This is a genomic window from Methylomonas sp. PHL2-19 (assembly GCF_059331595.1).
Genome location: NZ_CP196839.1, coordinates 332,784 through 359,554 on the forward strand (window position 1 = coordinate 332,784; position 26,771 = coordinate 359,554).

Here is a 26,771-nt window from a genome sequence, read left to right on the forward strand (position 1 = left end):
GTCGTCAGCGAATTGGATCATTTTTTGGGTTCTTCCGGCTTTTTTTCTTCCTCGGCTTTGGGTTCGCCTTCGATTTTTTCTTCGACTTTGGCTTCCGAACCTTTGGCGCCAGCCGCTTCTAACTGCTTTACGATGTTTTCTCGGCCAAGCTTTTTGGCTTTATCGAGTATTTTCACGCTCTGGCTGTCCGCAGCATTGACGTTGGCACCGGCCGCGATTAACACGCCAACGATGTCGGCATTGCCGAACATTACCGCATCCGTTAGCGCGGTGGAGCCGAGTTTATCGGCCAAATTGACGTCGGCACCGTACGCCAGCAGCGCCTTGACAATCCTTAAATTGCCGTTAAAACTGGCTGCCATAAGCGCGGTGCGGTCGGTCTCCAGTTTGCCATTGACGTCCAATCCTTGCGCTAATAGCGCTTCGACGCGATCCAGCTTGCCGGTGGCCGCGGCGGCAAATAAATCTTTAGTATCTTCGGCAAGCGCCTGCACGGACCATACGATTAGCCCGGCGCTCAGAAATCTGCGGATATTCATCGGATTGCTTGCTTGCGTTTGGGTATGAGTTGGGTTGAAATAAGGCAAATACTGATTTACATCATCTATCAATGAGCGAAAAAAACAAAGTTTTAGTTGAAGCCCAACCCTACTATATCGAGGCCCAATCGTCCCCCGAGCAAAACCGCTATGTGTTCGCCTATACCATCACCATCACCAACGTCGGTTCCACGCCGGCCAAATTGCTGACCCGGCACTGGCTGATCACCGATGCCAACGGCAAGGTGCAGGAAGTCAACGGCGATGGCGTGGTGGGAGAAAACCCGCATCTTAGCCCCGGCGACTCATTCCGCTATACCAGCGCCGCGATGATAGAAACTCCGGTTGGGGTAATGCAGGGCAAGTATCAAATGCAGTCGGACGCCGGCGAAAATTTTAACGCAGCCATTCCCAAATTCACTTTATCGATACCTAGAACGCTGCACTAATGGCGATTTATGCAATTGGTGACATTCAAGGCTGTTACGACGAGCTCCGTCGCTTACTGGACCATATAAGCTTCGATCCGAATCAGGATCAACTCTGGCTAGCCGGCGATTTGGTCAATCGCGGCCCAAAATCCTTGGAAACGCTGCGCTTTGTGAAAGGCTTGGGTTCTGCGGCCGTTACTGTACTGGGCAATCACGATCTGCACTTGATTGCGACCGTGGTTTCGCTGGGCAAGGCCGGTAAAAAAGACACGCTGAGCGACGTTTTAAGGGCCGAGGATTGCGAAGAGCTGATAACCTGGCTGCGCCATCAAAAGCTGTTCCATCACAATGACGATTTTTGCATGCTGCACGCAGGCCTGCCGCCGCAGTGGGATTTTGAAACCACGCTGCGCATGGCGCGTGAAACCGAACAAGCCATGCAAAGCCCGGATCACGAGCGCTTTTTCCGTTCCATGTACGGTAACAAACCCGTAGTTTGGCGCGACGATTTACTGAAAACCGAAAAGCTGCGCTTTGCGATCAATTGTTTCAGCCGGCTGCGCTATTGCACCGTCGACGGCGTGATGGATTTTGGGCCCAAAGGCGCGCCCGGCAGTCAGCCCGACCACTTAATGCCCTGGTTTGAAGTGCCGGGCCGCAAAAGTATCGATATGCGCATCATCTTCGGCCATTGGTCCACGCTAGGCTATTTCGCCGGCTATAACTGTTACTCAATAGACACCGGTTGCTTGTGGGGCGGACAATTGACGGCGCTGGAACTGTCAGAACAACCCAGACGTTTCAGCATCGACTGCGCGCCCGTGCAAAACCCCAAGGCTTTTTCAGAGTAGTGAACTTTTGCCGGCGTTCCGGCATCAGTTCCCTCGCACACCAAGCACCACATCAATTTAACTCGAGATTAGACCATGCGAAAAAACCTGTTCCTCGCCATCATCCTGGCCTTGCCATTAACCGCCTTCGCTTACCCTAGTGAAAACGACTATGGCCAACCGGTGGACCACAAGCTAGAACATTTGAATAAACTGCTGCAACTCAGCCCTGAGCAAAAATCCAAACTGGAAGCGATTTTTAAAGAACAGCACGAAAAATTCCGCGCCATCCACGAAGAGTCGCACAGCCGAATGAAAGAAGTGTTAAGCCCGGAACAAATGCAAAAAATGGACGACTTGCGCAAACAACATCAAGAACAAATGCGCGAGCAAGCCCCACGTAAACCGGCCCCATAAACAAAACAAGCCTCAGCAGTAGCTGTGACTGCTGAGGCCGCTGTTTGAACCAGCGTATTTTTTAAGAGAAATTTCGACCGTAAAAAATCTCGGCCATTTCTTCCTGCAGCATGCCTTGGATTTCTTCCTGATCCTCGTCGCTGAAATTACTTTCCTTTTCGAACAGGTAATTTTCCAGTTCGGTTTCTTTCAACATCATCTTGGTGTGGAAGATGTTTTCCTGATACACATTGACGTCGATCATCTGGTACAGCTCTTTCGTGCTTTCCGCGATGTAATTCTGGATGGAATTGATTTTATGATCGATGTAATGTTTTTGCCCGGATACATCGCGGGTAAAGCCACGCACGCGGTAGTCCATGATCACGATGTCGGACTCGAAACTGTGAATCAAATAATTCAAGGCTTTCAGCGGGGAAATTTGCCCACAAGTTGACACGTCGATGTCGGCCCGGAACGTACAAATATCGGTATCCGGATGGCTTTCCGGATAAGTGTGTACGGTGATGTGGCTTTTATCCAAATGCGCCAAAACCGTTTCCGGCAACGGGCCGGGTGACTCGGAATTCATGCCGGCCGGAATGACCGCACCTTCGGAAATCAGCATCGTCACACTGGCACCTTGCGGATCGTAATCCTGATGGGCGATATTCAAAATTTGCGCGCCAATGATGTTGGCTACGTCTTTTAAAATCTGCGTCAAACGCTTGGCGTTATAGGCTTCGTCGATATATTCGATGTAGGCTTTTTCCTGCTCTTTGGGTGCATAGCAAACGTCGTAAATATTAAAACTCAACGATTTGGTCAGGTTATTAAACCCGTGTAACTGTAATTTGCTCAACCGATCAACCCTCTATAACTTCAAAATCATGACTTATTTCCACGCCCGCTTTGCCCAACATAATGGAAGCCGAGCAATATTTTTCGGCGGATAACTTCACCGCCCGTTCCACTGCGGCAGCCGGCAGATTTTTACCCGTCACCTTGAAGTGCAAATGAATTTTGCTGAATACGGCAGGCACTGTATCCACCCGTTCCGCAGTCAGCTCGGCAGTACAATGCACAATCTCGTGGCGGCCTTTTTGCAGAATATCCACAACGTCGAACGACGAACAGCCGCCCACACCCAACAACAGCATTTCCATGGGGCGCACCCCGAGATTACGACCGCCGTGATCCGGCGGACCGTCCATCACAACCGTGTGCCCGCTGCCGGATTCGCCGACGAATAATCTGCCGTCGACCCATTTAATCGTTGCCTGCATGTTAAACCCCAACCAAATTCAAAATTGTCGCGAATTTTACAACGAACCCGTCAAATGTCTTGATTTTTTTGTAAAACTACTGCACCTTGATAGGGTAACCAATCTAGTTCACAGAATTATTACAAATTATGAGCTTTGTTAAACAAAACAAGATTTCACCCTCTGCCCTGGATGCCTTTTTACGCTTCTGCCATGTTAGGAGCTATCCGGCCAAAATCACCATAGTCCGCCCCGGCGATATAGGCGACAAACTGTTGTTTGTGGTCGACGGCTCGGTCAGCGTCAGCGTCGAGGACGAGGAAGGCCGCGAGTTGATTTTGGCGTATTTGAACAAACACGATTTCGTCGGCGAGATCGGGGTGTTCAAAAATGCCGAAACGCGGAGCGTACTGGTGAAAACCCGCACCAAATGCCAAATGGCGGAAATCGGCTACGAGCGCTTCAAAATGCTGTTAAACGCCGAGTTGCGCGATCAGGCGGTGGAGATTTTGACCGTACTCGGTGAACAGCTCTCGACTCGCTTGTTGATCACCAGCCGTAAATACCGCGACCTGGCGTTTATGGACGTGGAAGGCCGTATCGCCCGCACCCTGTTGGATTTGGCCAAGGAGCCGGACGCAATTACCCATCCGGACGGCATGCAGTTGCATATCACCCGCCAGGAAATCGGCCGGATCGTCGGTTGTTCCCGCGAGATGGCAGGGCGCGTATTGAAAGAGCTGGAAGACAAGGGCTTGATCACCGCACACGGTAAAACCATCGTGGTATTCGGCACACGTTAACGCCGCGTGAAGGGCGAATTCATTCGCCCTTTGAGACACTACCGAAAAACGGCTTTACCAAACTTTGCCGAGCACCATCGACATAGGTAAACACCACCGGCACCACCAGCAGACTTAACAAAGTAGAGCTAATCAAGCCGCCAATCACCGCCACCGCCATCGGCTGACGAAAACTGGCGTCCGCCCCCCATCCCAACGCAATCGGCAACATACCGGCAATCATGGCCACCGTGGTCATGACTATAGGCCGGGCGCGTTTATGGCAGGCATCCAGCAAGGCCTCGTGCCGACTCAGCCCATGTTCGCGCATCGCCAGCAACGCATATTCCACCAGCAGGATCGAGTTTTTGGTGACGATGCCCATCAGCATGATCAAGCCTATCATCGACGGAATATTCAACTCGCCGCCGGTCAGCAACAGTGCGACAAACGCGCCGCCCATTGACAACGGTATCGCCGACAGGATGGTCAAGGGTTGAAAGAAATCCTTGAATAGCAACACCAATACGCAAAACACGCACAGCAATCCGGTCAGCATCGCCATACCAAAACTGCTGGCCAATTCGGCCATGATTTCGGCGTCGCCGGTACGAATCAATTTAACGCTGGATGGCATATTAACCACTGCCGGCAAAGTTTTGGCAGCGGCCAGTGCCTCACCCAGGGACATGCCGCCCAGTTCGGCGTTGACCGTGACATAGCGGCGACGGTCATACCTGTCAACCTGCGCCGAACCGCTGGCTAACGTTAGCTCCGCCACACTGGACAGCGGCACCAACCTATCCCCCGCCCTTACTCTTAGATTGGCTAAGACCTGCAAATCCTGCCGCGCGGCATCGGCTATCCTTACCCGAATCGCGAGTTGGCGGTTATCCAGATTCAACTTGGCCAGTTGGGCGTCGAAATCACCGCTGGTGGCAATCCGCACCGTTTCACCGATCAGCTCGGCCGTCACGCCTAGTTCGGCAGCGCGCTGCCAGTCCGGCCGAATCGCAATCTCCGGCCGTTCCAGGCTGGCCGTGGAGCTGATGCTGCTCAAGCTACCCATATTACGCAAATCGCGCTCTAAGGCCTGCGCGCTGGCCTTTAAGGCCGCCGCATTATCGCTGGACAGTATCAAAGACATCTTCTCGCCCGGACCACCGATGCCAATGGAGAAGCGGGCGCCGGGCACTTCGCGCAACACTGCCCGCACTGCCTGTTCAATCTGCGCTTGATGCGGCCGCAGTCCTCGCTCGCTCAAGGTTAAGGTCAGCGCTCCCTTACGTTGTTCGCCCGGTCTGGTCACGCCGCCACCGACTATTTGACTGCTACCGACCGCGGTAAAAATGTGTTCGACACCTGCCAGCGGTTGCAGAACCGTTCGCGCCGCTTCGGCGACTCGACCGGCATCGTTTATCGAACTACCCGGCGGCAACTCGAATTGCACCGTGGTGTAACCGCGATCAGCGGGCGGTACGAAACCCGCCGGAATCAAGGGCAGCAATAAGCAAGCGCCGATAAAAAACAGCGTGGAGAGCAGCATCGTCGCTTGGCGATGACGTAGCGTCCAGTGCACGGCTTGCAGGTAAATGGGCATCAATCTACCATCGACGCTGGCCGGATGATGACCTTCAGTGAGTAAATAAGCCGCCAGCATGGGCGTCAGCAAGCGCGCCACCAGCAAGGATGCCAGCACCGCAACCACCGCCGTCCAGCCGAATTGCCGGAAAAACAGCCCGGAAACCCCGTTCATCAGCGCGGTAGGCATAAACACCACCACCAACGTCAAGGTGGTGGCGATCACCGCTAGCGCGATTTCATCAACCGCTTCGGCGGCGGCCTGACGGATGCTTTTGCCCATCCGCACATGCCGGGCGATGTTTTCGATTTCCACAATCGCATCGTCCACCAATATCCCGACCACGATAGCCAAGGCCAGCATGGTCAGCATGTTCATGGAAAACCCCAGCCAATGCATCACCGCAAAAGTCGGCAGAATCGACAAAGGCAGGGCCGACGCCGATACCAAAGTTGCCCGCCAATCGCGCAAGAACCACCAGACCACCAGCACCGCCAATAACGCGCCCTCGTAGAGCATCATCATCGAACCTTCATACTGCTCTTGCGAATACGCCACCGAACCGGAAATCAGGGTAAAACTCAAGGAAGGATCGGCTTCGCGCATCCGCGCCAAGGCCTGCTCCACATCATTGGCGATGCGGGTTTCGTCAAAACCCTTGGCCCTGTAGATGTTGAAACCGATCAACGGCTTGCCGTCCAAGGCTGCCAATTGCGTACGCTCGGCAACGGTGTCGCGGACCGTGGCGATTTGCGCCAAGCGCACCTCGCCGCCGTTGGCTATAGGCACCGGAAAGGTCGCCAGTTCGCTGGCCTGCCGCACCGTGGCCAGCGTGCGCACGGATTGCTCCGCCAAGCCCACATTACCCCGGCCGCCGGAAGACTCCTGCTGCGCCTGTTTCAAGGCTCGCGACACATCGGTCGCGGTGACGCCCAGCGAAGCCAAGCGCACCGGATCGACCTCCAGTTGTATTTCCCGCTGCACACCGCCCAGGCGTTCGAAACGGCCGACGCCGGCCACACCCAACATGACCTTGCTGACGTTATCGTCCACCAGCCAGGATAAGGCTTCCTCGTCCAGTTTGGTCGAGGCAATCGCATAGGTCAAAATCGGCGCGCCACCCACGGTCACCGCACTGATACTAGGTTGCAGCACACTGCTAGGTAAATCCGAGCGCACTCTGTCCACCGCGTCCTTGGTTTCGATCAAGGCATCGGAAAGCTTTTTTTCCAGAATAAATTCGACATTAATTTGCACCAAACCATCGGTAATCGAGGTGCGGATATGCTTCAACCCGGACAAAGTGGCAATAGAATCCTCGACTTTGCGCGCCACTTCGGTTTCCAGCTGTGCCGGCGCCGCCCCCGGTTGATTAAGTTTGACGATAACGCTGGGTAAATCCAGGTCCGGCAAGCTCTGTATGGATAACTGTTGTAAACCGCGCAGTCCGGCCAGTGACAGTAATATAAACAGTAAAATCGATGGGATGGGGTTGCGAATCGACCAAGAGGCAAAACTCATCAATCAACCCTCGTCGGCGCGATGTGCACGAGATCACCATCATTGAGAAAGCCGGCCCCCTCCAATACCACACGCTCAGCTTCGCTCAAGCCTTGAACGATTTCAATTTCTATGCCGTGCCGACGGCCGGTAGCGACCGCCTGCAAACTAACCGGCGAGGTATCGGCATCGCTGAGCAGCTTCAGCACATAGTTGCGGCCATCGCGGATCACCACGCTGGCGGCCGGCACCACCAGTGCCGGACGCTGACTTAACTCGATCCGACCATTGGCATACATGCCGGCCCGCGCCTGACTGCCAGGCAGGATGTCGGCGTACACAACGCCCAATCGCGACTGCTCGTCCAAGGCCGGCGCCAGCTGCCGCACCCTAGCTTGGGCAACGCTGCCGTCCGGCAGACTCAGTTGTATCGCTTGCCCCGCCTGAATTTGCGCGATTTGCCCGGCGGTCAATTCACCGCGCCATTCCAGGCGATTTTGCCGAATTAACCGAAACAATTCCTGCCCGCTGCCGGCCACCGCGCCCAGGGTTGCCATTCGCGCGCTAATCGCACCGTCATCCGGCGCCCGCACCTCGGCATAGCTTAGTTGCAACTGTTTAGCAGCCAACTGAGCTTTGATCGCATCGACCTGAATGCGGGAGGTTTCCGCTTCGGTTTCGTAACGCAACAACTCCTGTTGACTCAGCGTCGCTGCATTTTTGAGTTTCAGCACCCGCTGTTTGTTGGTTTCGGCTTGCGCGGCGGTGGCCCGCGCCTGGGCCAGATTGGCCTGCAATTGCGCCAGATCGGCGCGCAGCATATCAGCATCGAAACGCGCCAATAGCTGACCGTGCTTGACCTGATCGCCGACATTGACATTGACTTCGATTAACCTTAATCCGGATTGCTGGGCGCCGATGACGGCTTCTTGCCAGGCCGCAATCGCCCCCGACGCTTCCAGGGTGGTTGGCCACTGCCGCCATTGCGGCACTGCCCGCGTCACCGTCAGCGCCGACACCGATTTTCCCGGCGCGGCAGCGCCTGGACTTTCCCGGTTTAACAACCAAACTATAAGCACCGCACAGCATGCCAGTACGGTAAAAATCCCGATAAGCAATGAACCGCGTGCCGATCCACGCTGGGAATAAGGGGTATAAAAGCTTATACGGCGGGCTAGGTGTGTCATCATGACGAAAAATCTCGGCAAACATTACTCAGCTCCAAGTCTATACGACAATTTAAAACTGAACCATCGGGTCTAGAATAAGCCAAACAGCGGCCTAGTGCTCGAAACTCAGCCGACTCGCTCGAATAAGGAAGGTTCCATGAGAAAGAAAAGTGGAGAACGTTGCCAAGCCATTCTGGATGCGGCAAAAACCCTGTTTGAAAAAGTCGGTTTCGAACAAGCGACGATGGCGGAAATCGCCGCTACTGCCGGCCACTCCAAGGCCACGCTGTACAACTATTTCAGCTCCAAGGAGCAGTTGTTTCTGGAATTGGCGCGCCGTTCCGCTGATCGCCACAGCGAGCAATTATTTTCCTTGCTGATGCCGGACTGCGGCAGTGCGCCTCTGGATACACTGCCAGACCAGGTCAACCAAGTCCTGGCACTGTTGCAACCTTCCGACGACTTGCCGGCCACTTTGCAACGTTTCGGCGAAGGCGTGATGAGCAACTTTCTGTCCTTGAAAAGTTTGGCGGCCCGACGCATGTTGATCGCAGCCGCCGCCACTCAGCCGGAAGCCGGCCGCCTGCTTTTCGAAAATGGCCCCGCCAAGGGCATGCAATTTACTGCGCAATTCTTCGCACAAGCGATGAATGCCGGCCAGTTGCGGCATGCCGACCCACATGTGGTGGCCGCGCATTTTCGCGGTTTGCTGGAATCGGAAGTATACGAATCGGGCTTGTTCAACGCCCGCCGGGAATTGAAACCCAAACAAATTAAAGCCACAGTCGAGCGCGCCGTCAGCGCGTTTATCCGAGCCTATGCACCGACTGCCACCGATTTGACTGACGATTAGCTATTGCTTGAACACTTCGCGAAACAACTGTTGCATGGCTTCCCAGGATTGTTTATCCGCCTCGGCATCGTAAGCGATAGGCAAATTATTGGCTTTGCCCAACCTAGCCGCGTCGGGGTTGGTGAAACCGTGGCGCGCGCCGGGATAGTTAACCAAACGATAATCCACGCCGGCTTGGGTCATTTCTTTTTCAAACGCCGCAATGCTGTCGGCGCTGACAAACTCGTCGGCCGCGCCGTTCAAAACCAATACCCGCGCCTTCACCTGCCCGGCCCGCGCCGGCGTTTGCGTGGCCAGATTACCGTGAAAACTCACCACTGCCACCAGATCGGTACCCAAGCGCGCCATATTCAAGACTGTCGCACCGCCGAAACAATAACCTATCGCCGCAATATTGCCCTTATCGACACTGGCTTGTTTTTGTAAAAAGGCTAAAGCCGCGGTAAAACGCAATTGCGAAACGCCCGCCCGCTCCACGACGCTGTTCATGAAGGTTGAGGCTTCGGCTGCATGCTCGCTGGATTTGCCGTCGCCGTACATATCGACCGCCAGCGCGGTATAACCCAGTTCCGCCAACATCTTCGCGCGCTGCCGGGCGTAGTCGTTCAAGCCCCACCATTCGTGAACCACCAGCACGCCGGGCTGCTTGTCGCCTTTCGTATCGTCCCAAACCAGATAGCCTTTTAGCGTGGTATCGCCGGCGGTATAACTCACGGCTTGCTCCTGCAATGCGGCTTGCAAACCGGAACTGAACAATAAGGCCAAAAAGAATAAACTACGCATCATAAAAACCTCCTGTTGAAAAATGGCCTTACGTTTACACTGCTAACGGGCATTGTCAATCTCTAGGGCCTTGCGACAATAAAATTCCATCGGGGCGGCGGGTTTTACGGCAACCTAGGCGCTGTGATTTCCTTTAAACGAACGGCAAACATAAACTCCATGACGCATTCCGGCGCAAAACCTATCTGGCGACAAATCCCGAAAAGCGTTTGGGCATTGGGCTTTGTCAGTATGTTGATGGATATTTCCTCGGAAATGATCCACAGCCTGCTGCCGGTATTCATGCTCACCACTCTGCATGCCAGCAGTTTGAGCATCGGTTTAATCGAAGGCGCAGCGGAAGCGACCGCGCTGATCGTCAAAGTATTTTCCGGGGTGCTCAGCGATTATTTGGGCAAGCGCAAAAGTCTGGCCTTGATAGGTTACAGCCTGGGAGCGTTGACCAAACCCCTGTTTGCCATCGCCGGCAGCAGCGGCATGGTTTTAAGCGCGCGACTGCTAGACCGGGTCGGCAAAGGCATACGCGGCGCACCGCGCGACGCACTGGTTGCCGACATCACCCCGCCGGAAATTCGCGGCGCGGCCTTTGGCCTCAGGCAATCGCTGGATACGGTCGGCTCTTTTCTGGGACCATTGCTGGCGGTGGCGCTCATGCTCCTGTGGGCCAACGATTTTCGGGCGGTTTTTTGGGTGGCCGTGATCCCCGGCGGGCTGTCGGTGCTGATGTTGCTGTTTGGTGTGCGCGAATCCAAGCATCTGCAGCGTTCGCAACACGGCAGCCCCATCAAGCGCGCCAATCTGCAACGCTTAAATGCCGACTATTGGCGGGTAGTGATGATAGGCGCGGTGTTCACGCTGGCGCGATTCAGCGAGGCCTTTTTGGTGCTGCGCGCCCAACAAAGCGGCATTCCGATTGCGCTGTTACCCTTGGCAATGGTGGCGATGAATGTTGTGTATTCGGCCACGGCTTACCCGTTTGGCCGTCTGTCCGACCGCGTATCGCACCGGAAACTGCTGGCTTGGGGGCTGTTGGTACTCATCGCCGCCGACCTAGTACTGGCCAGTAGCGCCGATTGGCGGATAGTGTTGGCCGGCGTTGGGCTTTGGGGGGTGCACATGGGCATGACTCAAGGCCTGCTGGCCAAAATGGTCGCGGACACGTCACCGGCCGACCTGCGCGGCACCGCTTACGGATTTTTCAATCTGGTCGGCGGCATCGCCATGCTGTTGGCTAGCGTCATGGCGGGGTTGCTGTGGGATAGCTACGGCGCCGAGTTTACGTTTTACGCGGGGGCCGGATTTTGTTTAATGGCTTTATGCATCCTCATCGCTCGTCGCCGGGTTAAAGCGGCTCATTGACATTGAGCGTCCATTGGATTGGAGCAGCCGCAGATTAAAAAAGGGAAAATCCTCGAAAGATTTTGAAATAGGCCTACAACGATGTAAGCTTTAGCGTACAAAAAAACGTCGTCAACGACTGCGCGTTTCAGCCGAATAAGTACTTAAAGCCTAGTTTGAAATACATCCTTCTCAGCCGTTTACAGCGTATCAATAAATACCAACTTTGGCTGATTTCGGTTGCTCTGGCGACAATGCTCACCGAATCGATTGTGGCGATAATGGAATGGCTGCTGAAAGGCGAAATCAGCTTCGATTATCTACTTACCGGCTTGGTCGCTTCGCTGCTGGTCGCCTCGCTGATCTGCGCGATGATCATTGTTTTTTTAGACCAGTTGAGCAGCTTGAACGACGACAATATCCAATTAAGCACTATTGTCACCGCACTCCCCATTCCACTGGCGCTATTCGACGACAAGCGCAATCTGCAAATGCTGAACCCGGAATTTACCAAGGTCTTCGGGTACCGGCTCCGGGATATTCCCAACCTGTCCGCCTGGCAATTACAAGCCTTCCCCGATACTGTTTACCGTGAAACGATTGGCGCGGAATGGCAAAAGCGCTTCGAAAATGACGACCAAGAATTTCAGCCCCTGGAAATCAAAGTTCGTTGCAAAAACGGCCTGAACAAGCACGTGATGACCACCGCTACCCGCATAGGCGGGGCCGGCAAGAAAATGCAACTGGTATTGCTCTACGATATTTCCAAACGCATCAATGCAATGAATGCGCTCGCCGAGTCGCGCAGCTTGCTGCAATCGGTGATCGAAACCATACCCATGCGGGTATTTTGGAAAGACCTGCACTCGCGCTATCTCGGCTGCAACTCGCAGTTCGCCCGAGATGGTGGTTTCACGAGAACCGAAGACCTCCTCGGTAAAGTCGACCAGCAACTATCCTGGCGAAACCAAGCTTTGCTCTACCGCGCCGATGACCGCCAGGTCATGCAATCCAATCTGCCTAAGCTGGCTTACGAAGAGCCGCAAACCACGCCTGAGGGCAAAGAGATTCTACTGAGAACATCGAAAGCGCCACTGCGCAATAGTTTGGGCGAAACCATCGGGGTATTAGGAGTATACGATGACATCACCGAGCTAAAGAAGATCGAAAACGAGTTGTGGCTGGCCAAAACCATGGTCGATAAAAGCAAGACCGCTTTCTTCTGCCTTGATCCCAAGGGCATGGTGACTTACGTCAACGATTACGCTTGTCAGTCCTTGGGCTATTCGCGGGACGAACTGGTGGGTATGACACCCTGGGAATTCGATCCGGACCTTTTGGCCAGCGCCTGGTCAAACATCTGGCAGCGCTTGCGCGACTGCGAAATTGTCAGCCACGAAAGCCGCCATCGGCGTAAGGACGGCACGATTTTCCCGGTTGAGCTCACCTGCCACTATATCGCTCACAATGGCTTGGAACTGAGTTTTACCTTCGCGCAAAATATTAGCGAACGCAAACGCCTGGACACCGAACTGCGAATTGCCGCGACCGCTTTTGAATCGCAGGAGGGCATGATGATTACCGATGCCGATGCCGTCATTTTAAAGGTGAATAAATCCTTTACCGAGATTACCGGCTACGCCAGCGAAGAGGCCATCGGTCAAAAAATGAATATCCTCAATTCCGGCATTCACGATGCGCTGTTTTTTGCCGAAATGTGGCAATCCATTGATAACAAAGGCGTCTGGCAAGGTGAAATCTGGAATCGGCGTAAGAATGGCAATATCTTTCCGGAATGGCTCACCATCAGCGCCGTGAAAAACCCGGATGGCAAGATAACCCATTATGTCGGCACGATGATGGACATAACGGCGCGTAAAGCCATAGAGCAACACATTCATCATCTGGCCCACTTCGACGCACTAACCGACTTGCCCAATCGTACCTTGCTGATCGACCGCTTGCATCAGGCTATCGCTCAGGCCAGACGCGAACGCAGTTTGCTGGCCTTGCTCTATCTGGACCTGGATAAATTCAAGCCGGTCAACGACAGCTTCGGTCACGATGTCGGCGACTTATTGCTGAAAGAGGTGGCGAATCGTCTGGAGGCTTGCGTCAAGCGGGAAACGGATACCGTATCGCGTTTGGGCGGCGATGAGTTTGTAATTTTACTCTGCCAATTGGACCGACACTCCGCGGCCGGGCTGGTGGCCGAAAGCATCTTAAGCAGTCTGAATCAGCCGTTTGTGATTCAACAACACACGCTGGATATTTCTTCCAGTATCGGCATTGCCGTTTATCCCGATGACGGCCTGGAGGCAAATAGCCTGATGAAAAACGCCGACAATGCCATGTATCAAGCCAAATGCGCGGGGCGGGGCTGCTTTCGGTTTTTTAGTTCAACGGCTGGTGGCTAATTACCGACGGAAGCCGCCGGCCCGGACAACCACAGGCCAAGCCTTGGCTCCACCGCCAGACCGTTCAAGTCGGTAAATTGAAACGGTACGGAAATCAGCTCCATACCGCGATTGATCTGCACCGCAAAATGCAAATGCGGCCCGGTCGTCAAACCGGTATTGCCGGAGTAAGCGATCAGCTGCCCGGTTGCCACCCGCATTCCTGGCGTGACTTGGGCTTTTTCCAGAGCCAAATGCGCGTACACAGCCATGGAGCCGTCCTCATGCAAGATCCTGATACTGTTAGCCTTGCTGGCGTAAGCCTGGCTAGTACCATGACTGGTATAGTCATTTTCCACTTCCAGCACGATACCGCCCCGGGCTGCGTAAATCGGCGTATCAACCGGCATCATGATGTCTACCGCATAACGATTCTGTTCATCGTTATGACTGTATGGTCCATTAAAAGCTTGGGTAATTTGAAACTGTGCGCCGGCCGGCAAAGGTGGTTTATAAAGGGTTTGACTCACATAGCCGGGTAAAGGCCGCCCAACCACATAGCTATATTGCAGATTGACACTATAAAAACCGGCGCTCTGGTTGGGAATAAGCGAAAACAAGCTGCCGGACTGTCCGGATTCAACGACAAAGCGGCGCGGCAAATCCGGATTGGCGCTGACATTTTCCCGCTCTCGCCAATCGACGGCCAGTTCGATAGGCCCCGGATAGGCGTTCAGCGCAAAAAAACTCGGTTGCAAATCATCGGCCGTTTTTTCCAGCCAAACGCGCTTAGGAGTGGCGGCTTTTAACTGCCTGACTGCTACCGGCTGATTCGATGCGGGGGCCTGATCGGTAAAAAACCAGGTACCTTCGGCATCCTGATATTTATAAAGCTTTTTCGCTACGCCGCTACCTGACGCCAGTAACAGCGAGATCGCTAAAATACCGCGAGCAAACACCGGTCGCCACGATTATTTGCGGGTAGAACTAAAGGTGTAAGAGCGCACTACGCCTTGTGCGTCGAAACGAATCAGCAAATCCTGGGAATCGTTACCGCCGAACAACGCATATTTGTAGATCCCGTAAGTCCAGGTAGGCTTACCATCTTCCATACCGGTACGCCAAGGCGTGCCGAACATTTCGGTAATATCTTGCTTACGGGTTTGGCCGACCTTGATTTCCGGCACTCGGACGGGGGAAAACTCTTGGCCGACAGTAAAGCAACCGGTCAGTTGCGTCGTCGCAAGGCAGGCGACTAATAGAAGTGAACTAAAGCCAAAAGCGCGTGGTCCGCGTTTTGCAAGAAAATTGTTCATTGGTATTCCCTGATTGAAAAGTTGATTGATATAAACTAGCTGCTAGTGGCTTATCTTAGCCGGTTCCAGCCGCGATTCGAAAATTTTTTAGCCACCAATAAGATGTCGTCATGCCTACCGAAAACCACAATTCAGCCCTCGATAATCTGAACTTCGACAATCGTTTTATCCGCGAGTTGCCAGGTGATCCCGAACCAGACAATTTTCGGCGCCAAGTTTATGCAGCGTGCTATTCCAGGGCCAATCCGACACCGGCGCAGCAACCCAGGTTAGTTGCTTATTCCAGAGAAGTCGCGGAAGATTTGGACCTATCCGCCGAAATCTGTGAATCGGAAGATTTTTGCCAAGTATTCGCCGGCAGCCGATTGGCAAAAGGCATGGAAGCTTATGCGATGTGCTATGGCGGCCATCAATTCGGCCATTGGGCCGGTCAGCTCGGCGATGGCCGGGCTATCAATTTGGGCGAGGTCGTTAATCAGCGTAACCAACGTTATACCTTACAACTAAAAGGCGCGGGCGTTACGCCATATTCCCGCAGCGCCGACGGCTTGGCGGTTCTGCGTTCTTCAATACGCGAGTTTTTGTGCAGCGAAGCCATGCATCATCTCGGTGTGCCGACCACCCGCGCCTTAAGTGTGATCCTGACCGGCAAACAGGTGGTGCGTGATATGTTTTACGACGGTAATCCGCAAATGGAACCTGGCGCGGTGGTGTGTCGGGTGGCGCCATCGTTCGTCCGCTTCGGCAGTTTTCAACTATTCACCGCGCGCGATGACCTCGATTCGCTGAAAAAACTGGTGGATTACACCATTCGCACCGATTTTCCGGAGCTGGGTGAGCCATCGATTCCCGTCTACCTGGAATGGTTTAAACAAGTCTGCCGCAAGACGGCCGAAATGATCGTGCACTGGCAGCGGGTCGGCTTTGTGCACGGCGTGATGAACACCGACAATATGTCGATCCTGGGCTTGACCATCGATTATGGTCCTTACGGCTGGCTTGAAAATTACGATCCGGACTGGACGCCTAACACCACCGACGCCCAAGGCCGGCGCTACCGGTTCGGCAATCAGGCGAAAATCGCCTATTGGAATTTGGTACAACTCGCCAACGCTCTGTATCCCTTGATTATGCGCGCCGAAAGTTTGCAACAAGCTTTATCGGCTTATACCGACACCTTCGACGCCAGCTGGCAGGCGATGATGGCCGCCAAATTGGGCCTAACAAGGTTCGAGCCCAGCGAAGACGAGACCTTGGTGAACGACTTAACCCAGCTCATGCAAGCCGCTGAAACCGATATGACTTTGTTTTATCGGCAGTTGGCTGATGTCGATGTCAGCGCGGAATCGAATTCGCCGGCGCAATTTTTAGCGCTGTTGCAGCGCACCAGCTACGAGCCGTTGAACGACGACCTCATGGAACAAGCTAGCCGCTGGTTCGCCATTTATCGCCTGCGCAGTCAGCGCGACGGCAGGCTACCGCTGGATCGCAGCTCAGCAATGAATGCAGTCAATCCGAAATACGTATTGCGTAATTATCTGGCGCAATTGGCTATTGATCAGGCTGAACAAGGCGATTTTTCTTTAGTCCAGGAGTTACTCGAAGTGCTGCGCCACCCTTACGCCGAACAAGCGGATAAACAGAGTTTTGCCGCTAAACGGCCCGATTGGGCTAAGCAGCGCGCCGGCTGCTCCATGCTGTCCTGCAGCTCCTAACGACTCGTATCGGCAAATTTCGAACCAAGGTACTATGTTAACTTGTTCAAATTAGCTTATTATTCGGTCACAAAATCACGTTATTTATTTGGAATAAACTTCGGAGCAAAGCATGGCCAAAGAAATCGGCATCGTTAAAATCGCAACTGGCACCGTTACCGCCATTGCCGCCGACGGCAGTAAACGTATTTTGCAGGTCGGCGACCGCGTTTACCCAACCGATCTTTTGACCACTGCCGACGGCAGCACGGTGATGATACAACTTGCCAATGGCTCGTTTATTGATATGGGCGGCAACGACAGCATGCAGCTTGCTGCAGCGCTGCAGGAACAAGGCGAGCCGGGTCAGATCACCCAGAATCCGACACCCGCCGGTCCCAGCGCGGAAGATATTCAGGCGGCCTTACTGGCCGGCGCCGATCCAACCACAATAGCTGAAGCGACTGCCGCTGGCGGTGCGCCGGCAGCAGGAGGCGCGCCTGGGGCAGGTAACGAAGGCCATGTGCCGGTTATCGTCGAATATCTCAACCCTGTAGCACCGGTCACGAATGGTTTCGATACCACCGGTCCCAATGTCGCATTTCCGCCGATTGTGCCCGAAGTTTTGATTTTGAATCCGGAGCAGGCCGCTGCAACCTCCGGCAACCAGCCGCCGATTGCAGGCAATGACAGCGTTACAGGCTTAACACCCGGCAGCAGTGTTACGATCAACGTGCTGGGCAACGACAATGACCCGGATGGCACGCTCAACCCCGCCAGCGTGCAAATCGTCGGCAGTAATGGACCCGGTCAACCACTAGTTGTGCCTGGCCAGGGTATTTGGACTGTCGACACGATTACAGGCTCGATTACTTTTACGCCAACCCCCGGTTTTACCGGCAATCCGACTCTGATCACCTACACCGTCGAGGATGATTTGGGCCTGGAGTCCAATCCTGCCGAGGTCAGCATTGTTTACGTGCCTACTGTCACTGTCAGCGACGTCATCGTGGACGAAAGTGACGCTAGCTTACCCCCTGCCGAGACCGGCACTCTGCGTATTAACGGCCAAGCACCAACATCGGTTGTCTTGTCGGCCAGCGGGGCAACCTGGGACGCCGCTACACAAACCCTGACAGCCAGCGACGGCTCTTATCAGGTCGTTGTGAACAATGACAGTTATACCTTTACCTTGCTAAACGCTTTGACCCACATAAACACGGGCGCACCGGAATCGCCGGCTATTGGCTTTACATTTTCCGCGACGTTAACCGATCAGGACGGAAGGGTCGCCAATACGACGTTTAGTGCGAACGTGTTTGATGATGCGCCCTTCGTCAAAAACAGCAACGGGAATTTACAAGATGCCGCAGGTCAAACATTAACGGGCTTGATTGATTACGATCTGGGTTTTGACGGCTTTGGGAGTGCCGGTGGTGTAAATTTGACAAACAATAATGGGGCGTTAACGTCTCGAGCAGACGGTATTTCTTATTTGATTGTCGATAGCAACGGCGACCAGTTACAAGAACTTTATGCTTTTGTCGATAACGGTGCCCTGACGACCACATTTGCCGACCTCAGCGCTGACCGCATGGTATTTTCGCTGCTGCCGACAGTTAACGGCGCCGTAGATGGTGCGTACAAATTGGAATTGCACGATGTTTTGGATTTGCCTGCTGCGCCGAGCACCACGCTAGATTTTGGCAGCGCCGCGCTGGCTTTCGGTGCCGGAAAAGTTGCTGTAGGGAATTCTCTGCTTGTTGAGGGCAGCAACTTGTTTATCGACTCAGCAAACAATGACGTCGGTGTGGGTGATAGATTTTTGGATGCATCGGAAGTAATAACCTACAGGTTTGGTACTGTCGGCGGTTTCGATATTACATCTCCGCAATTAGTAAACTCGGTACAACTCAATGAAGCCGATGTTGGTAGTGCTTTGGATGTTTTTAGCTGGACAGCTTATAGGGGGCTAACCCAAGTTGATACTGGAACGGTTGTATTTAGCACGCCTGCTGGAGGTGGGCTTACGGACCCGATTGATGTGGTTGGTGGATACGACAGGCTGGAAATCCAGGTTAATTTTGGCAAGCTCGCGGTGGGAGGCCTGCAATATACCAGCGTAGCGCCACAAAACCTGCAATTACAATTTGGTTTTAATGCAACAGATGGTGATGGCGATAGCACCGGCGTTGGTAGCTTTACCGTCGATACCGGCGCATTGCTCAATACAGGCATCAGCAGTGTGCTGCCTGATTTGCAACACCCCGATAGCGTTATTCATTAATCAAGCGCATTTCGCAACAAAAAGCCGGCATAAGCCGGCTTTTTGTTGTCTGGGAACCAGCTTTAATCTGCTTTGCGCTGTTTTCCGTAGCCTACCATACCAATCAGACCAGACAAAAACAGCCATGTTGCGGCCGGCAAAGGTACTGCCGAAGTCGTATACGTAATAGTGGCTTGGACAAAAGGGTTGCTGCCTTGTCCAGCATTCAAGTCCGCGGTCACGTCAGGTGACAGCGCCAAGGTGATAAGAATTTTGTTGTCCTGTGTCCAACTCTGCAATAAAGCACCCGGTAGCAGCGTGCTCCGCGACCACTCGACCAAATCGGCGTTTGTAACCGTGCTGTAATTGTTGGCGTCAACAAAGACAGCACTAGAGTTAACGGGTGGAGCAATAGGAGCGAATTTCAGATTGCTGATCACACTTTCGAATGTAACGGCGATGTTCTCAGGATTGGCAGTAGATGCGTTGATCGAGTAATCTCCGCGCGCATGGACAGTGAAGCTGCCGGCCACTAAATCCGCCAAAGGCGCATTATCAATAGCGAAAGTAAAAACCTGTCCATCCAGGGTTTGCTGGAACTCAGTGGAGGTAAAACTGACCAGCCCAGCACTAGCTTCTATGCTTGCCGTAGAAAGAAACAAGGCAACCAAGGGTTTAACTAGTTGATTACGCATAGGGATTTCCTTAAAAATGAGTACTGGCACAAATTTTACGTCATGTCGGCTTGCAAAGCCACCTGTACTTAAGGGCTGAAACTCATTAAATTCAATGCAATTCTGACCATACAATAACCTTTTGCCTGTTTCGAAAAACTAAACCGCTGCGTTTTTTGGCTACATCCAGGTTTTACCTGGATTCTAGCCGGATTTGCCGGTAGCGGATTACTAAAAAAATATGCTCAAACCAGTCATTTCGGGTATCCTTTTTAAGCTAATCCAACGTTTTCCAAGGTTCCGTAATGACCAACAATACCGATATTGCCGCCAAACACGATATTGATCCTGCTGAAACCCTAGAATGGATGGAGGCACTGCAAGCGGTGATAGAAAAAGAAGGCGGCGACCGCGCCAGTTTTCTGATTGAAACCCTGCTCAGTACCGCCAGACAAGCCGGCATGGACATTCCGTTCTCGGCTAATACGCCTTACATCAACACCATCCCGATAGATAGGCAACCCAAATTTCCCGGCAACACCGACATCGAACGCACCATCCGCTCTTACGTGCGCTGGAATGCGATGATGATGGTGTTGCGCGCCAACAAATACACCAATGTCGGCGGCCATATCGCCAGTTTCGCTTCCGCCGTCACCTTATACGATGTCGGGCAAAATCATTTCTGGAACGCCCCCTCGGACAAACACGGCGGCGACCTGATTTTCTCGCAAGGTCATTCCGCGCCCGGCACCTATGCTCACGCCTTCTTGCTGGGCCGCTTGAGCGAAGAGCAAATGGACAGCTTTAGACAAGAAGTCGGCGGCAACGGCTTATCGTCTTATCCGCACCCTTGGTTGATGCCGGACTTCTGGCAATTCCCGACCGTTTCGATGGGTCTAGGCCCGATCATGGCTATCTACCAAGCCCGCTTCATGCGTTATATGCAAAACCGCGGCTTTGCCAACACCGAAGGCCGTAAAGTCTGGGCCTTCCTGGGCGACGGCGAAACCGACGAACCGGAAACTCTGGGCGCGATCGGCATGGCAGGCCGGGAAAAACTGGATAACCTGATTTTCGTCGTCAACTGCAACCTGCAACGTCTGGACGGTCCGGTACGCGGCAACGGCAAGATTATTCAAGAATTGGAAGCCAACTTCCGCGGCGCCAACTGGAACGTTATCAAAGTAATCTGGGGCCGGCGCTGGGACGCGATTCTGTCCCGCGACAAGGACGGTTTGGTGGTTAAACGCATGATGGAATGCGTGGACGGCGATTACCAAACCTTCAAATCCAAGGACGGCGCCTACGTCCGGGAAAAATTCTTCAACACCCCCGAACTGCAGGAACTAGTCAAGGATTACACCGACCGCGACATCTGGGAATTGAATCGTGGCGGCCACGACCCGATCAAAGTGTTCGCGGCCTTCAATGCCGCCGTCAATCACACAGGTCAACCGACGGTAGTTCTGGCTAAAACCATCAAGGGTTACGGCATGGGCGATTCGGGACAAGCGCAAAACACCAGCCATCAACAGAAGAAGATGAGCATGGAATCGATCAAATATATCCGCGACCGCTATCAATTGCCGGTCAGCGACGAAGAATTGATCAATCTACCTTACCTGCGTTTTGCGGAAGACTCTGCGGAACTGAATTACCTGCGCCAACGCCGCGTCGATCTGGGCGGTTATCTGCCGGCTCGCCGCGCCAAGTCCTACCCGCTCGAAGTACCGGCCTTATCCGCTTTCAAAGCGCTATTGGACGGCACCGGCGAAGGTCACGAGATTTCCACCACCATGGCCTTTGTGCGCATTTTGAACATCCTGGTCAAGGACAAACAAATCGGTAAGCGCGTAGTACCGATTGTCCCGGACGAGTCGCGCACTTTTGGTATGGAAGGCATGTTCCGGCAGTTGGGTATCTGGTCTCAAGTCGGCCAGCTCTACACCCCGCAAGACGCCGAGCAACTGATGTTTTACAAGGAAGACAAGCACGGCCAGGTGTTGCAGGAAGGTATCAACGAAGCGGGCGGCCTGTGCGACTGGATTGCAGCCGGTACCGCCTATTCAACCCACGGCGTACCGATGATTCCGTTCTTCATCTATTACTCGATGTTCGGTTTCCAACGGGTCGGTGATTTGATCTGGGCCGCGGCAGACCAACGTACCCGCGGTTTCCTGCTGGGCGGCACCGCCGGCAGAACCACCTTGAACGGCGAAGGTTTGCAGCATGAAGACGGCCACAGCCACTTGATGTCCGCCACCGTACCGAATTGCTATTCCTACGACCCGACCTTCGCCTGCGAATTAGCGGTGATCATTCAGGACGGCTTGCGCCGGATGTATGTAGAACAGGAGGATATTTTCTATTACATCACCTTGATGAACGAAAACTACGACCAACCGGCCATGCCGGAAGGCGCGGAGGCCGACATCCTGAAAGGCATGTATTTGTTCAAAAAAGGCCCGAACAGCAAAAAACCGCGCGTGCAATTGCTGGGCTCCGGCACCATCTTTATCGAAGTCATTGAAGCCGCCAAACTGCTGCACGATGATTGGGGCGTGGACGCCGACATCTGGAGCTGCCCAAGCTTTACCGAGCTGGCTCGAGACGGCCAAACCTGCGAGCGCTGGAACCGTTTGCATCCGACCGAAAAGCCGCGCATCACGCATATCGAACACTGCCTGGATAGCACCAAGGGTCCGATCATCGCCGCTACCGATTACATGCGCGCATTTGCCGAACAAATTCGCCCTTGGGTGAATCGCTCTTACACGGTGTTGGGTACTGACGGCTTCGGCCGCTCGGACACCCGCGCCAAGCTGCGTAGCTTCTTCGAAGTGGACAGATACCACGTTGCCGTTGCCGCCTTGCACAGCCTGGCGCAAGCCGGCGAGTTCGACGCCGCCAAAGTCGAGGTAGCCATTGCCAAATACAACATCAACCCTGACGCAACCGCTCCCTGGTTGATTTAACGGAAAGCGACATATGAGTTCTGTAATTGAAATAAAAGTCCCCGACGTCGGCAATGTCCCTGAAATCGACATCGTCGAGGTGCTGATCAAGCCCGGCGACGTGGTCGCGGTCGAACAAACCCTGGCGGTGATGGAAACCGACAAAGCGACGATGGACTTACCATCCAGCGCAGCCGGCACCATCAAAACCATCCATATCAAACCCGGCGATAAAGTCTCCGAGGGTACATTGATCGCTACGCTTGAAGTGGGCGAGGCAACTGCAGCTCCTGCCGAACCGGCACCGGTTGCCACGCCTGCCCCAGCCGAACCGAGCCCAGCTCCGATTGCGGAAGCCCCAAAAATAGAACCCGCTCAACCTGCCGCAGCGCCAGCTACGCCGGTCGTAACAAGTAACGAAGGGTTTAAAGCCCACGCCACACCCAGCGTCAGACTCTTCGCCCGTGAATTGGGCGTCGATCTGAGCAAAATCCCAACCGGTAGCGGCCGTAAAGGCCGCATCCTGCAAGAGGATGTGAAAAACTTCGTCAAGCAAGTCATGACCTCCGGCGGATCAACCGGTGGTGGCGCAGGTATTCCGGCTATTCCTGCCGTTGATTTCACCCAATTCGGCGAAATCGAGGAAAAACCGCTCAGCAAAATCAAGCGTCTGACCGGCCAAAATCTGACTCGCGTCTGGTTGAATTTGCCATTGGTAACGTATCACGACGAAGTGGCCATCGACACGATGGAAGACTTCCGCAAGTCGGTCAACGCCGGCCTGGCCAAGGATGCTGTCAAAGTTACCGGCCTGATTTTCATCATGAAGGCCTTGGTCGCCGCGATGCAGAAATATCCGGCGTTCAACAGCTCACTGTCACCGGAAGGCGACAAGCTGTATTTCAAAAAATACTTCCACATTGGCATCGCCGTCGATACCCCAAATGGTCTCGTCGTACCGGTCATTCGCGATGTGGATAAAAAAGGCATTTTCCAACTGTCCGCCGAACTGGCCGAGAAAAGCGAATTGGCCAGAACCGGCAAGTTGAAACCGGCCGATATGCAGGGCGGTTGCATGACCATCTCCAGTTTGGGCGGCATCGGCGGCACAGCGTTTACGCCCATCGTCAACGCCCCGGAAGTGGCGATTTTGGGCGTAACCCGCTCCAAAGTGCAGCCGGTTTGGAACGGCAAGGAATTCGAACCGAAATTGATGCTGCCATTGGACATTACCTACGACCACCGCGTCATAGACGGCGCCGAAGGTGCGCGTTTTATGGAAGCATTAAAATCTTATCTGGGCGACATTCGGCGCTTGTTATTGTAAACAGCAAGGATCAATTTTCTTGGGAGGCCCAGTATGCAAACACTGAATTTAGATAAACTACAGGATTTTACCAGGCATGATTTGGAGGATTTTTATCAATTTTTGTTGCAAAAATACGCGGGGCAACAGCAAGACCTTAAGGAATCAGCGCCGTTAGCGCCTCGCTTGGTTAAACCATTCGAGCCGCCGCCGCGCGAAGCGGTGTATGAGCGTTAACTGTTTTGTCGACTCCAACGTCTGACTTTATACTTTCATGGATGAGAGTTCGCCCAAACACCAACAAGCTTTAACGGTTATCGCACAGCCCGGCGTAATGCTTAGCACTCAAGTCGTCAACGAGGTCTGCAACAATCTGCAGCGAAAAGCCGGATACACCGAGCAAGAGATTCGACTAACCGTGGATAATTTCCGGCAACGTTATCCGATACATACCGTCACATTGGATGATGTACGCCGGGCCTCCGAATTACGCGAATCGTTCAGTTTGTCCTATTGGGATAGTTTGCTGATCGCCTCGGCAATGGCAGCCGATAGCCGGACATTTACTCGGAAGATATGCACAATGGTTTAAACATAAACGGTTTACAGCAAATCAACCCTTTTGCCTCGTGAAAGTCGGTAATTTAATAGCGAACACTCAAACTAATGACCGAAACTTCTAGCAACCAAGGCGTTTATTTCCTGTCGTTATCGGTGGAAAACGTGCGCTGTTTTGCCGAAAAACAGACGCTGGATTTGTCGGACGGTAGCGGCCGGCCAGCGCAGTGGACAGTGATTTTGGGGGATAATGGGGTTGGCAAAACAACATTGCTAGAAGTCTTAGCTAATTTGATGTTAAGAGGAGATGAAACTCACGATTGGCCGAGAAAGAACGCCCAAACATTCAAAGTAAATTACCAATTGGTGTTCGACAGCCAAATTAATAATTCTGATCGCGCTTTTCAGCGTCAAGAAATTACTGTCGACCTCAATTTATATGAAGGCAGAGCGCCTGAAAATACCAGAATCTATCCTTATAGCGCCAGTAGAAGACCTCTCAAAAACAGTGCTGTTCGACTTAGAGACACCAGAAGCGATATTCCCGACAGCCCTGAAGAATTAATAAATGCTGAGGAATGGTTGTTACAAATTGACTATATCGTTAACCGAGCATCCGATCCATCTATTGAACACAAATATAAACAACGATTTACACTGATTAGAGAAACATTAATTGATTTGTTGCCAGACTTGAAAGATATTCGCATTTCGGAGCCTAGCGAAACTATTCCAAAACCCAGGGTAGAATTCAGAACATTAGACGGCTGGATATCATTGCACAAAATGAGTTTGGGTTACCAAACGATGGTAGCTTGGATGGTGGACTTAGCCGCAAGATTATTCGATGAGTACCCAAATTCCCCCAACCCCATCGTCGAACCGGCTGTGGTGTTGATCGACGAAATCGACCTGCATTTGCATCCCAAATGGCAGCGGACCATCATGGCTTATTTGAGCGAACGCTTCGTCAATACTCAGTTTATTGTTACCGCCCATAGCCCCTTAATCGTGCAGGCTGCGGAAAACGCCAATATCGTGGTGCTTAAACGCGAAGGCGACTCGGTGAAAATCCACCAGCATCCGCAAGACGTCAAAGGTTGGCGTATCGATCAGTTATTGACCAGCGATTTGTTCGATTTGCCCAGTGCCCGTTCGCCGCATTACGAGAGCCTGTTGACACAACGCCGGCAGATTTTGAGCCAAGCGCAATTGACCGCTGCCGATCAAGCCAAATTGTCTGAACTGGAATGTCAAATCGGAGAACTGCCCACAGCGGAAACCCCCGAAGATATTGACGCGATGAATATTATTCGCCGTGCGGCGGAGCTGTTGAAATAGGTCCGATGATTTTTATCCAGCGCAGCCAGGAACCCGCCGTATTGCAAAACAAGGGTAAAGCTGAACAACAGGCTTTTTGTGAGGCTTATGATGCTGGCAAACGCGAATTTAAATTCGATAGTGCGATTTACGGAAATCCCACCGTTAAAACCGCGTTATTAAAAATGCATTATGACAAGTGCTGTTTTTGCGAGTCGAAAATTTCCCATATTAGTTATGGCGATGTGGAGCATTACCGGCCCAAGGGCGGCTACAAACAAGCGGAACAGGACGAATTGCATGCTCCTGGCTATTATTGGTTGCCTTATACTTGGGAAAACTTGTTGCTGAGCTGCACCTTATGCAATCAACAATTTAAGAAAAATCTGTTTCCTTTGTTGGACCCGCAGGAGCGAGCACTTAACCACCACGACGACATTACGTTGGAACAGCCACTGTTAATCAACCCTTCCGCCACCGATCCTCGGCAATATATCGGCTTTCGGCAAGAGATTCCCTATGCGATTGACAGCAATATCTACGGCAAAGCAACGATTGCTGTTGTGGGATTAGATAGAGAAGCGTTGAATGAAAAGCGGCGTAGCCACCTTGCGTTGATTAATCAATTAATTGCGGTGATAAAACTTGCGAACAAGCAACTCGAAAACACTGAACTTCAATCGGTAGCCGCGCAAGCAAAACAAATAATTGCCGAAGCGATATTACCAACGGCGGAATATTCGGCCATGATAAATGCACAATTACCGGCATTACACTGACGGCTTAAGCCTGCCGGACGATTTTGAATTGATAAAA

The 26,771-nt window shown here is 53.1% G+C and carries 24 protein-coding genes; 15 read left to right on the forward strand and 9 right to left on the reverse strand.

Annotated elements, in window-relative coordinates:
• Positions 1-17: 17 nt before the first annotated feature.
• On the reverse strand, positions 18-539 hold the full coding sequence (locus ACR02O_RS01560) for an ankyrin repeat domain-containing protein (RefSeq protein ID WP_494522655.1): 522 nt from the start codon (positions 537-539) through the stop codon (positions 18-20).
• Between the two features lie 71 nt (positions 540-610).
• Between ACR02O_RS01560 and apaG the strand changes: the two genes are divergently transcribed.
• From apaG to ACR02O_RS01575, 3 genes are all read left to right on the forward strand, one after another.
• The gene (gene apaG, locus ACR02O_RS01565; protein WP_020484295.1) at positions 611-988 is read left to right on the forward strand and encodes a Co2+/Mg2+ efflux facilitator ApaG/CorD; all 378 of its coding nucleotides are present in this window, start codon (positions 611-613) and stop codon (positions 986-988) included.
• Positions 988-1,821, forward strand: a complete 834-nt coding sequence (locus tag ACR02O_RS01570) for a symmetrical bis(5'-nucleosyl)-tetraphosphatase (protein ID WP_494522656.1) — start codon at positions 988-990, stop codon at positions 1,819-1,821. Before apaG ends, ACR02O_RS01570 begins: the two co-directional genes overlap by 1 nt.
• Before the next feature lie 75 nt (positions 1,822-1,896).
• Positions 1,897-2,217, forward strand: a complete 321-nt coding sequence (locus ACR02O_RS01575; RefSeq protein ID WP_319961097.1) for a periplasmic heavy metal sensor — start codon at positions 1,897-1,899, stop codon at positions 2,215-2,217.
• 61 nt (positions 2,218-2,278) lie between these two features.
• On the opposite strand, the gene speD is transcribed toward ACR02O_RS01575, so the two are convergent.
• Together speD and ACR02O_RS01585 are read right to left on the reverse strand one after the other, a co-directional pair.
• A complete protein-coding gene (gene speD / locus ACR02O_RS01580) occupies positions 2,279-3,058 on the reverse strand; it encodes an adenosylmethionine decarboxylase (RefSeq protein ID WP_033158233.1) in 780 nt (259 codons plus the stop codon).
• A gap of 4 nt (positions 3,059-3,062) precedes the next feature.
• Positions 3,063-3,482, reverse strand: a complete 420-nt coding sequence (locus tag ACR02O_RS01585) for an OsmC family protein (RefSeq protein WP_319961096.1) — start codon at positions 3,480-3,482, stop codon at positions 3,063-3,065.
• 128 nt (positions 3,483-3,610) lie between these two features.
• On the opposite strand from ACR02O_RS01585, the gene crp reads away from it, so the two are divergent.
• Positions 3,611-4,264, forward strand: a complete 654-nt coding sequence (gene crp / locus ACR02O_RS01590) for a cAMP-activated global transcriptional regulator CRP (protein WP_033158235.1) — start codon at positions 3,611-3,613, stop codon at positions 4,262-4,264.
• A gap of 19 nt (positions 4,265-4,283) precedes the next feature.
• On the opposite strand, the gene ACR02O_RS01595 is transcribed toward crp, so the two are convergent.
• Both ACR02O_RS01595 and ACR02O_RS01600 read right to left on the reverse strand, forming a co-directional pair.
• Positions 4,284-7,346, reverse strand: a complete 3,063-nt coding sequence (locus ACR02O_RS01595; RefSeq protein ID WP_494522657.1) for an efflux RND transporter permease subunit — start codon at positions 7,344-7,346, stop codon at positions 4,284-4,286.
• Complete coding sequence (locus ACR02O_RS01600; RefSeq protein WP_494522658.1) at positions 7,346-8,515, reverse strand: efflux RND transporter periplasmic adaptor subunit; 1,170 nt, start codon at positions 8,513-8,515, stop codon at positions 7,346-7,348. The genes ACR02O_RS01595 and ACR02O_RS01600 overlap by 1 nt, the downstream gene beginning before the upstream one ends.
• A 136-nt stretch (positions 8,516-8,651) precedes the next feature.
• Here ACR02O_RS01600 and ACR02O_RS01605 point away from each other — a divergent pair, with 136 nt between their 5' ends.
• Complete coding sequence (locus tag ACR02O_RS01605) at positions 8,652-9,347, forward strand: TetR/AcrR family transcriptional regulator (RefSeq protein WP_494522659.1); 696 nt, start codon at positions 8,652-8,654, stop codon at positions 9,345-9,347.
• Here the strand turns inward: ACR02O_RS01605 and ACR02O_RS01610 are convergent, their stop codons facing one another.
• Positions 9,348-10,133: a dienelactone hydrolase family protein gene (locus ACR02O_RS01610; protein ID WP_494522660.1), complete on the reverse strand. Its 786-nt coding sequence runs from the start codon at positions 10,131-10,133 to the stop codon at positions 9,348-9,350. It lies immediately after the preceding gene.
• A 156-nt stretch (positions 10,134-10,289) separates the two neighbouring features.
• Between ACR02O_RS01610 and ACR02O_RS01615 the strand changes: the two genes are divergently transcribed.
• On the forward strand, positions 10,290-11,489 hold the full coding sequence (locus tag ACR02O_RS01615; RefSeq protein WP_494522661.1) for an MFS transporter: 1,200 nt from the start codon (positions 10,290-10,292) through the stop codon (positions 11,487-11,489).
• Between the two features lie 155 nt (positions 11,490-11,644).
• A complete protein-coding gene (locus tag ACR02O_RS01620) occupies positions 11,645-13,885 on the forward strand; it encodes a PAS domain S-box protein (RefSeq protein ID WP_494522662.1) in 2,241 nt (746 codons plus the stop codon).
• Here ACR02O_RS01620 and ACR02O_RS01625 read toward each other — a convergent pair.
• Together ACR02O_RS01625 and bamE are read right to left on the reverse strand one after the other, a co-directional pair.
• Positions 13,882-14,823 carry a peptidoglycan DD-metalloendopeptidase family protein gene (locus tag ACR02O_RS01625; RefSeq protein ID WP_494522663.1) on the reverse strand — a complete coding sequence of 314 codons (942 nt, stop codon included), beginning with the start codon at positions 14,821-14,823 and terminating at the stop codon, positions 13,882-13,884. The two genes, ACR02O_RS01620 and ACR02O_RS01625, sit on opposite strands and share 4 nt — an antisense overlap.
• Before the next feature lie 12 nt (positions 14,824-14,835).
• Positions 14,836-15,180 carry an outer membrane protein assembly factor BamE domain-containing protein gene (gene bamE / locus ACR02O_RS01630; protein ID WP_033158240.1) on the reverse strand — a complete coding sequence of 115 codons (345 nt, stop codon included), beginning with the start codon at positions 15,178-15,180 and terminating at the stop codon, positions 14,836-14,838.
• A gap of 110 nt (positions 15,181-15,290) precedes the next feature.
• On the opposite strand from bamE, the gene ACR02O_RS01635 reads away from it, so the two are divergent.
• Positions 15,291-16,895 (forward strand): protein adenylyltransferase SelO, encoded by a 1,605-nt coding sequence (locus ACR02O_RS01635; RefSeq protein ID WP_494522664.1) that lies wholly within the window; start codon positions 15,291-15,293, stop codon positions 16,893-16,895.
• 112 nt (positions 16,896-17,007) lie between these two features.
• Complete coding sequence (locus ACR02O_RS01640; RefSeq protein ID WP_205451705.1) at positions 17,008-19,161, forward strand: retention module-containing protein; 2,154 nt, start codon at positions 17,008-17,010, stop codon at positions 19,159-19,161.
• A 62-nt stretch (positions 19,162-19,223) separates the two neighbouring features.
• On the opposite strand, the gene ACR02O_RS01645 is transcribed toward ACR02O_RS01640, so the two are convergent.
• On the reverse strand, positions 19,224-19,835 hold the full coding sequence (locus tag ACR02O_RS01645; protein WP_494522665.1) for a VPLPA-CTERM sorting domain-containing protein: 612 nt from the start codon (positions 19,833-19,835) through the stop codon (positions 19,224-19,226).
• A gap of 284 nt (positions 19,836-20,119) precedes the next feature.
• On the opposite strand from ACR02O_RS01645, the gene aceE reads away from it, so the two are divergent.
• From aceE to ACR02O_RS01675, 6 genes are all read left to right on the forward strand, one after another.
• Positions 20,120-22,792, forward strand: coding sequence for a pyruvate dehydrogenase (acetyl-transferring), homodimeric type (aceE, locus tag ACR02O_RS01650; RefSeq protein WP_033158244.1), 2,673 nt, complete (start codon positions 20,120-20,122; stop codon positions 22,790-22,792).
• Positions 22,793-22,805: 13 nt separating this feature from the next.
• Entirely contained in the window at positions 22,806-24,098 is a 1,293-nt protein-coding gene (locus ACR02O_RS01655; protein WP_415879619.1) for a 2-oxo acid dehydrogenase subunit E2, read from the forward strand.
• Positions 24,099-24,131: 33 nt separating this feature from the next.
• Positions 24,132-24,314 carry a hypothetical protein gene (locus ACR02O_RS01660; RefSeq protein ID WP_415879618.1) on the forward strand — a complete coding sequence of 61 codons (183 nt, stop codon included), beginning with the start codon at positions 24,132-24,134 and terminating at the stop codon, positions 24,312-24,314.
• Between the two features lie 37 nt (positions 24,315-24,351).
• Positions 24,352-24,669 (forward strand): PIN domain-containing protein, encoded by a 318-nt coding sequence (locus ACR02O_RS01665; RefSeq protein WP_415879617.1) that lies wholly within the window; start codon positions 24,352-24,354, stop codon positions 24,667-24,669.
• A gap of 74 nt (positions 24,670-24,743) precedes the next feature.
• Complete coding sequence (locus ACR02O_RS01670) at positions 24,744-25,976, forward strand: AAA family ATPase (RefSeq protein WP_494522666.1); 1,233 nt, start codon at positions 24,744-24,746, stop codon at positions 25,974-25,976.
• Between the two features lie 5 nt (positions 25,977-25,981).
• On the forward strand, positions 25,982-26,734 hold the full coding sequence (locus ACR02O_RS01675; protein WP_494522667.1) for an HNH endonuclease family protein: 753 nt from the start codon (positions 25,982-25,984) through the stop codon (positions 26,732-26,734).
• The last annotated feature ends 37 nt before the right edge of the window (positions 26,735-26,771 follow it).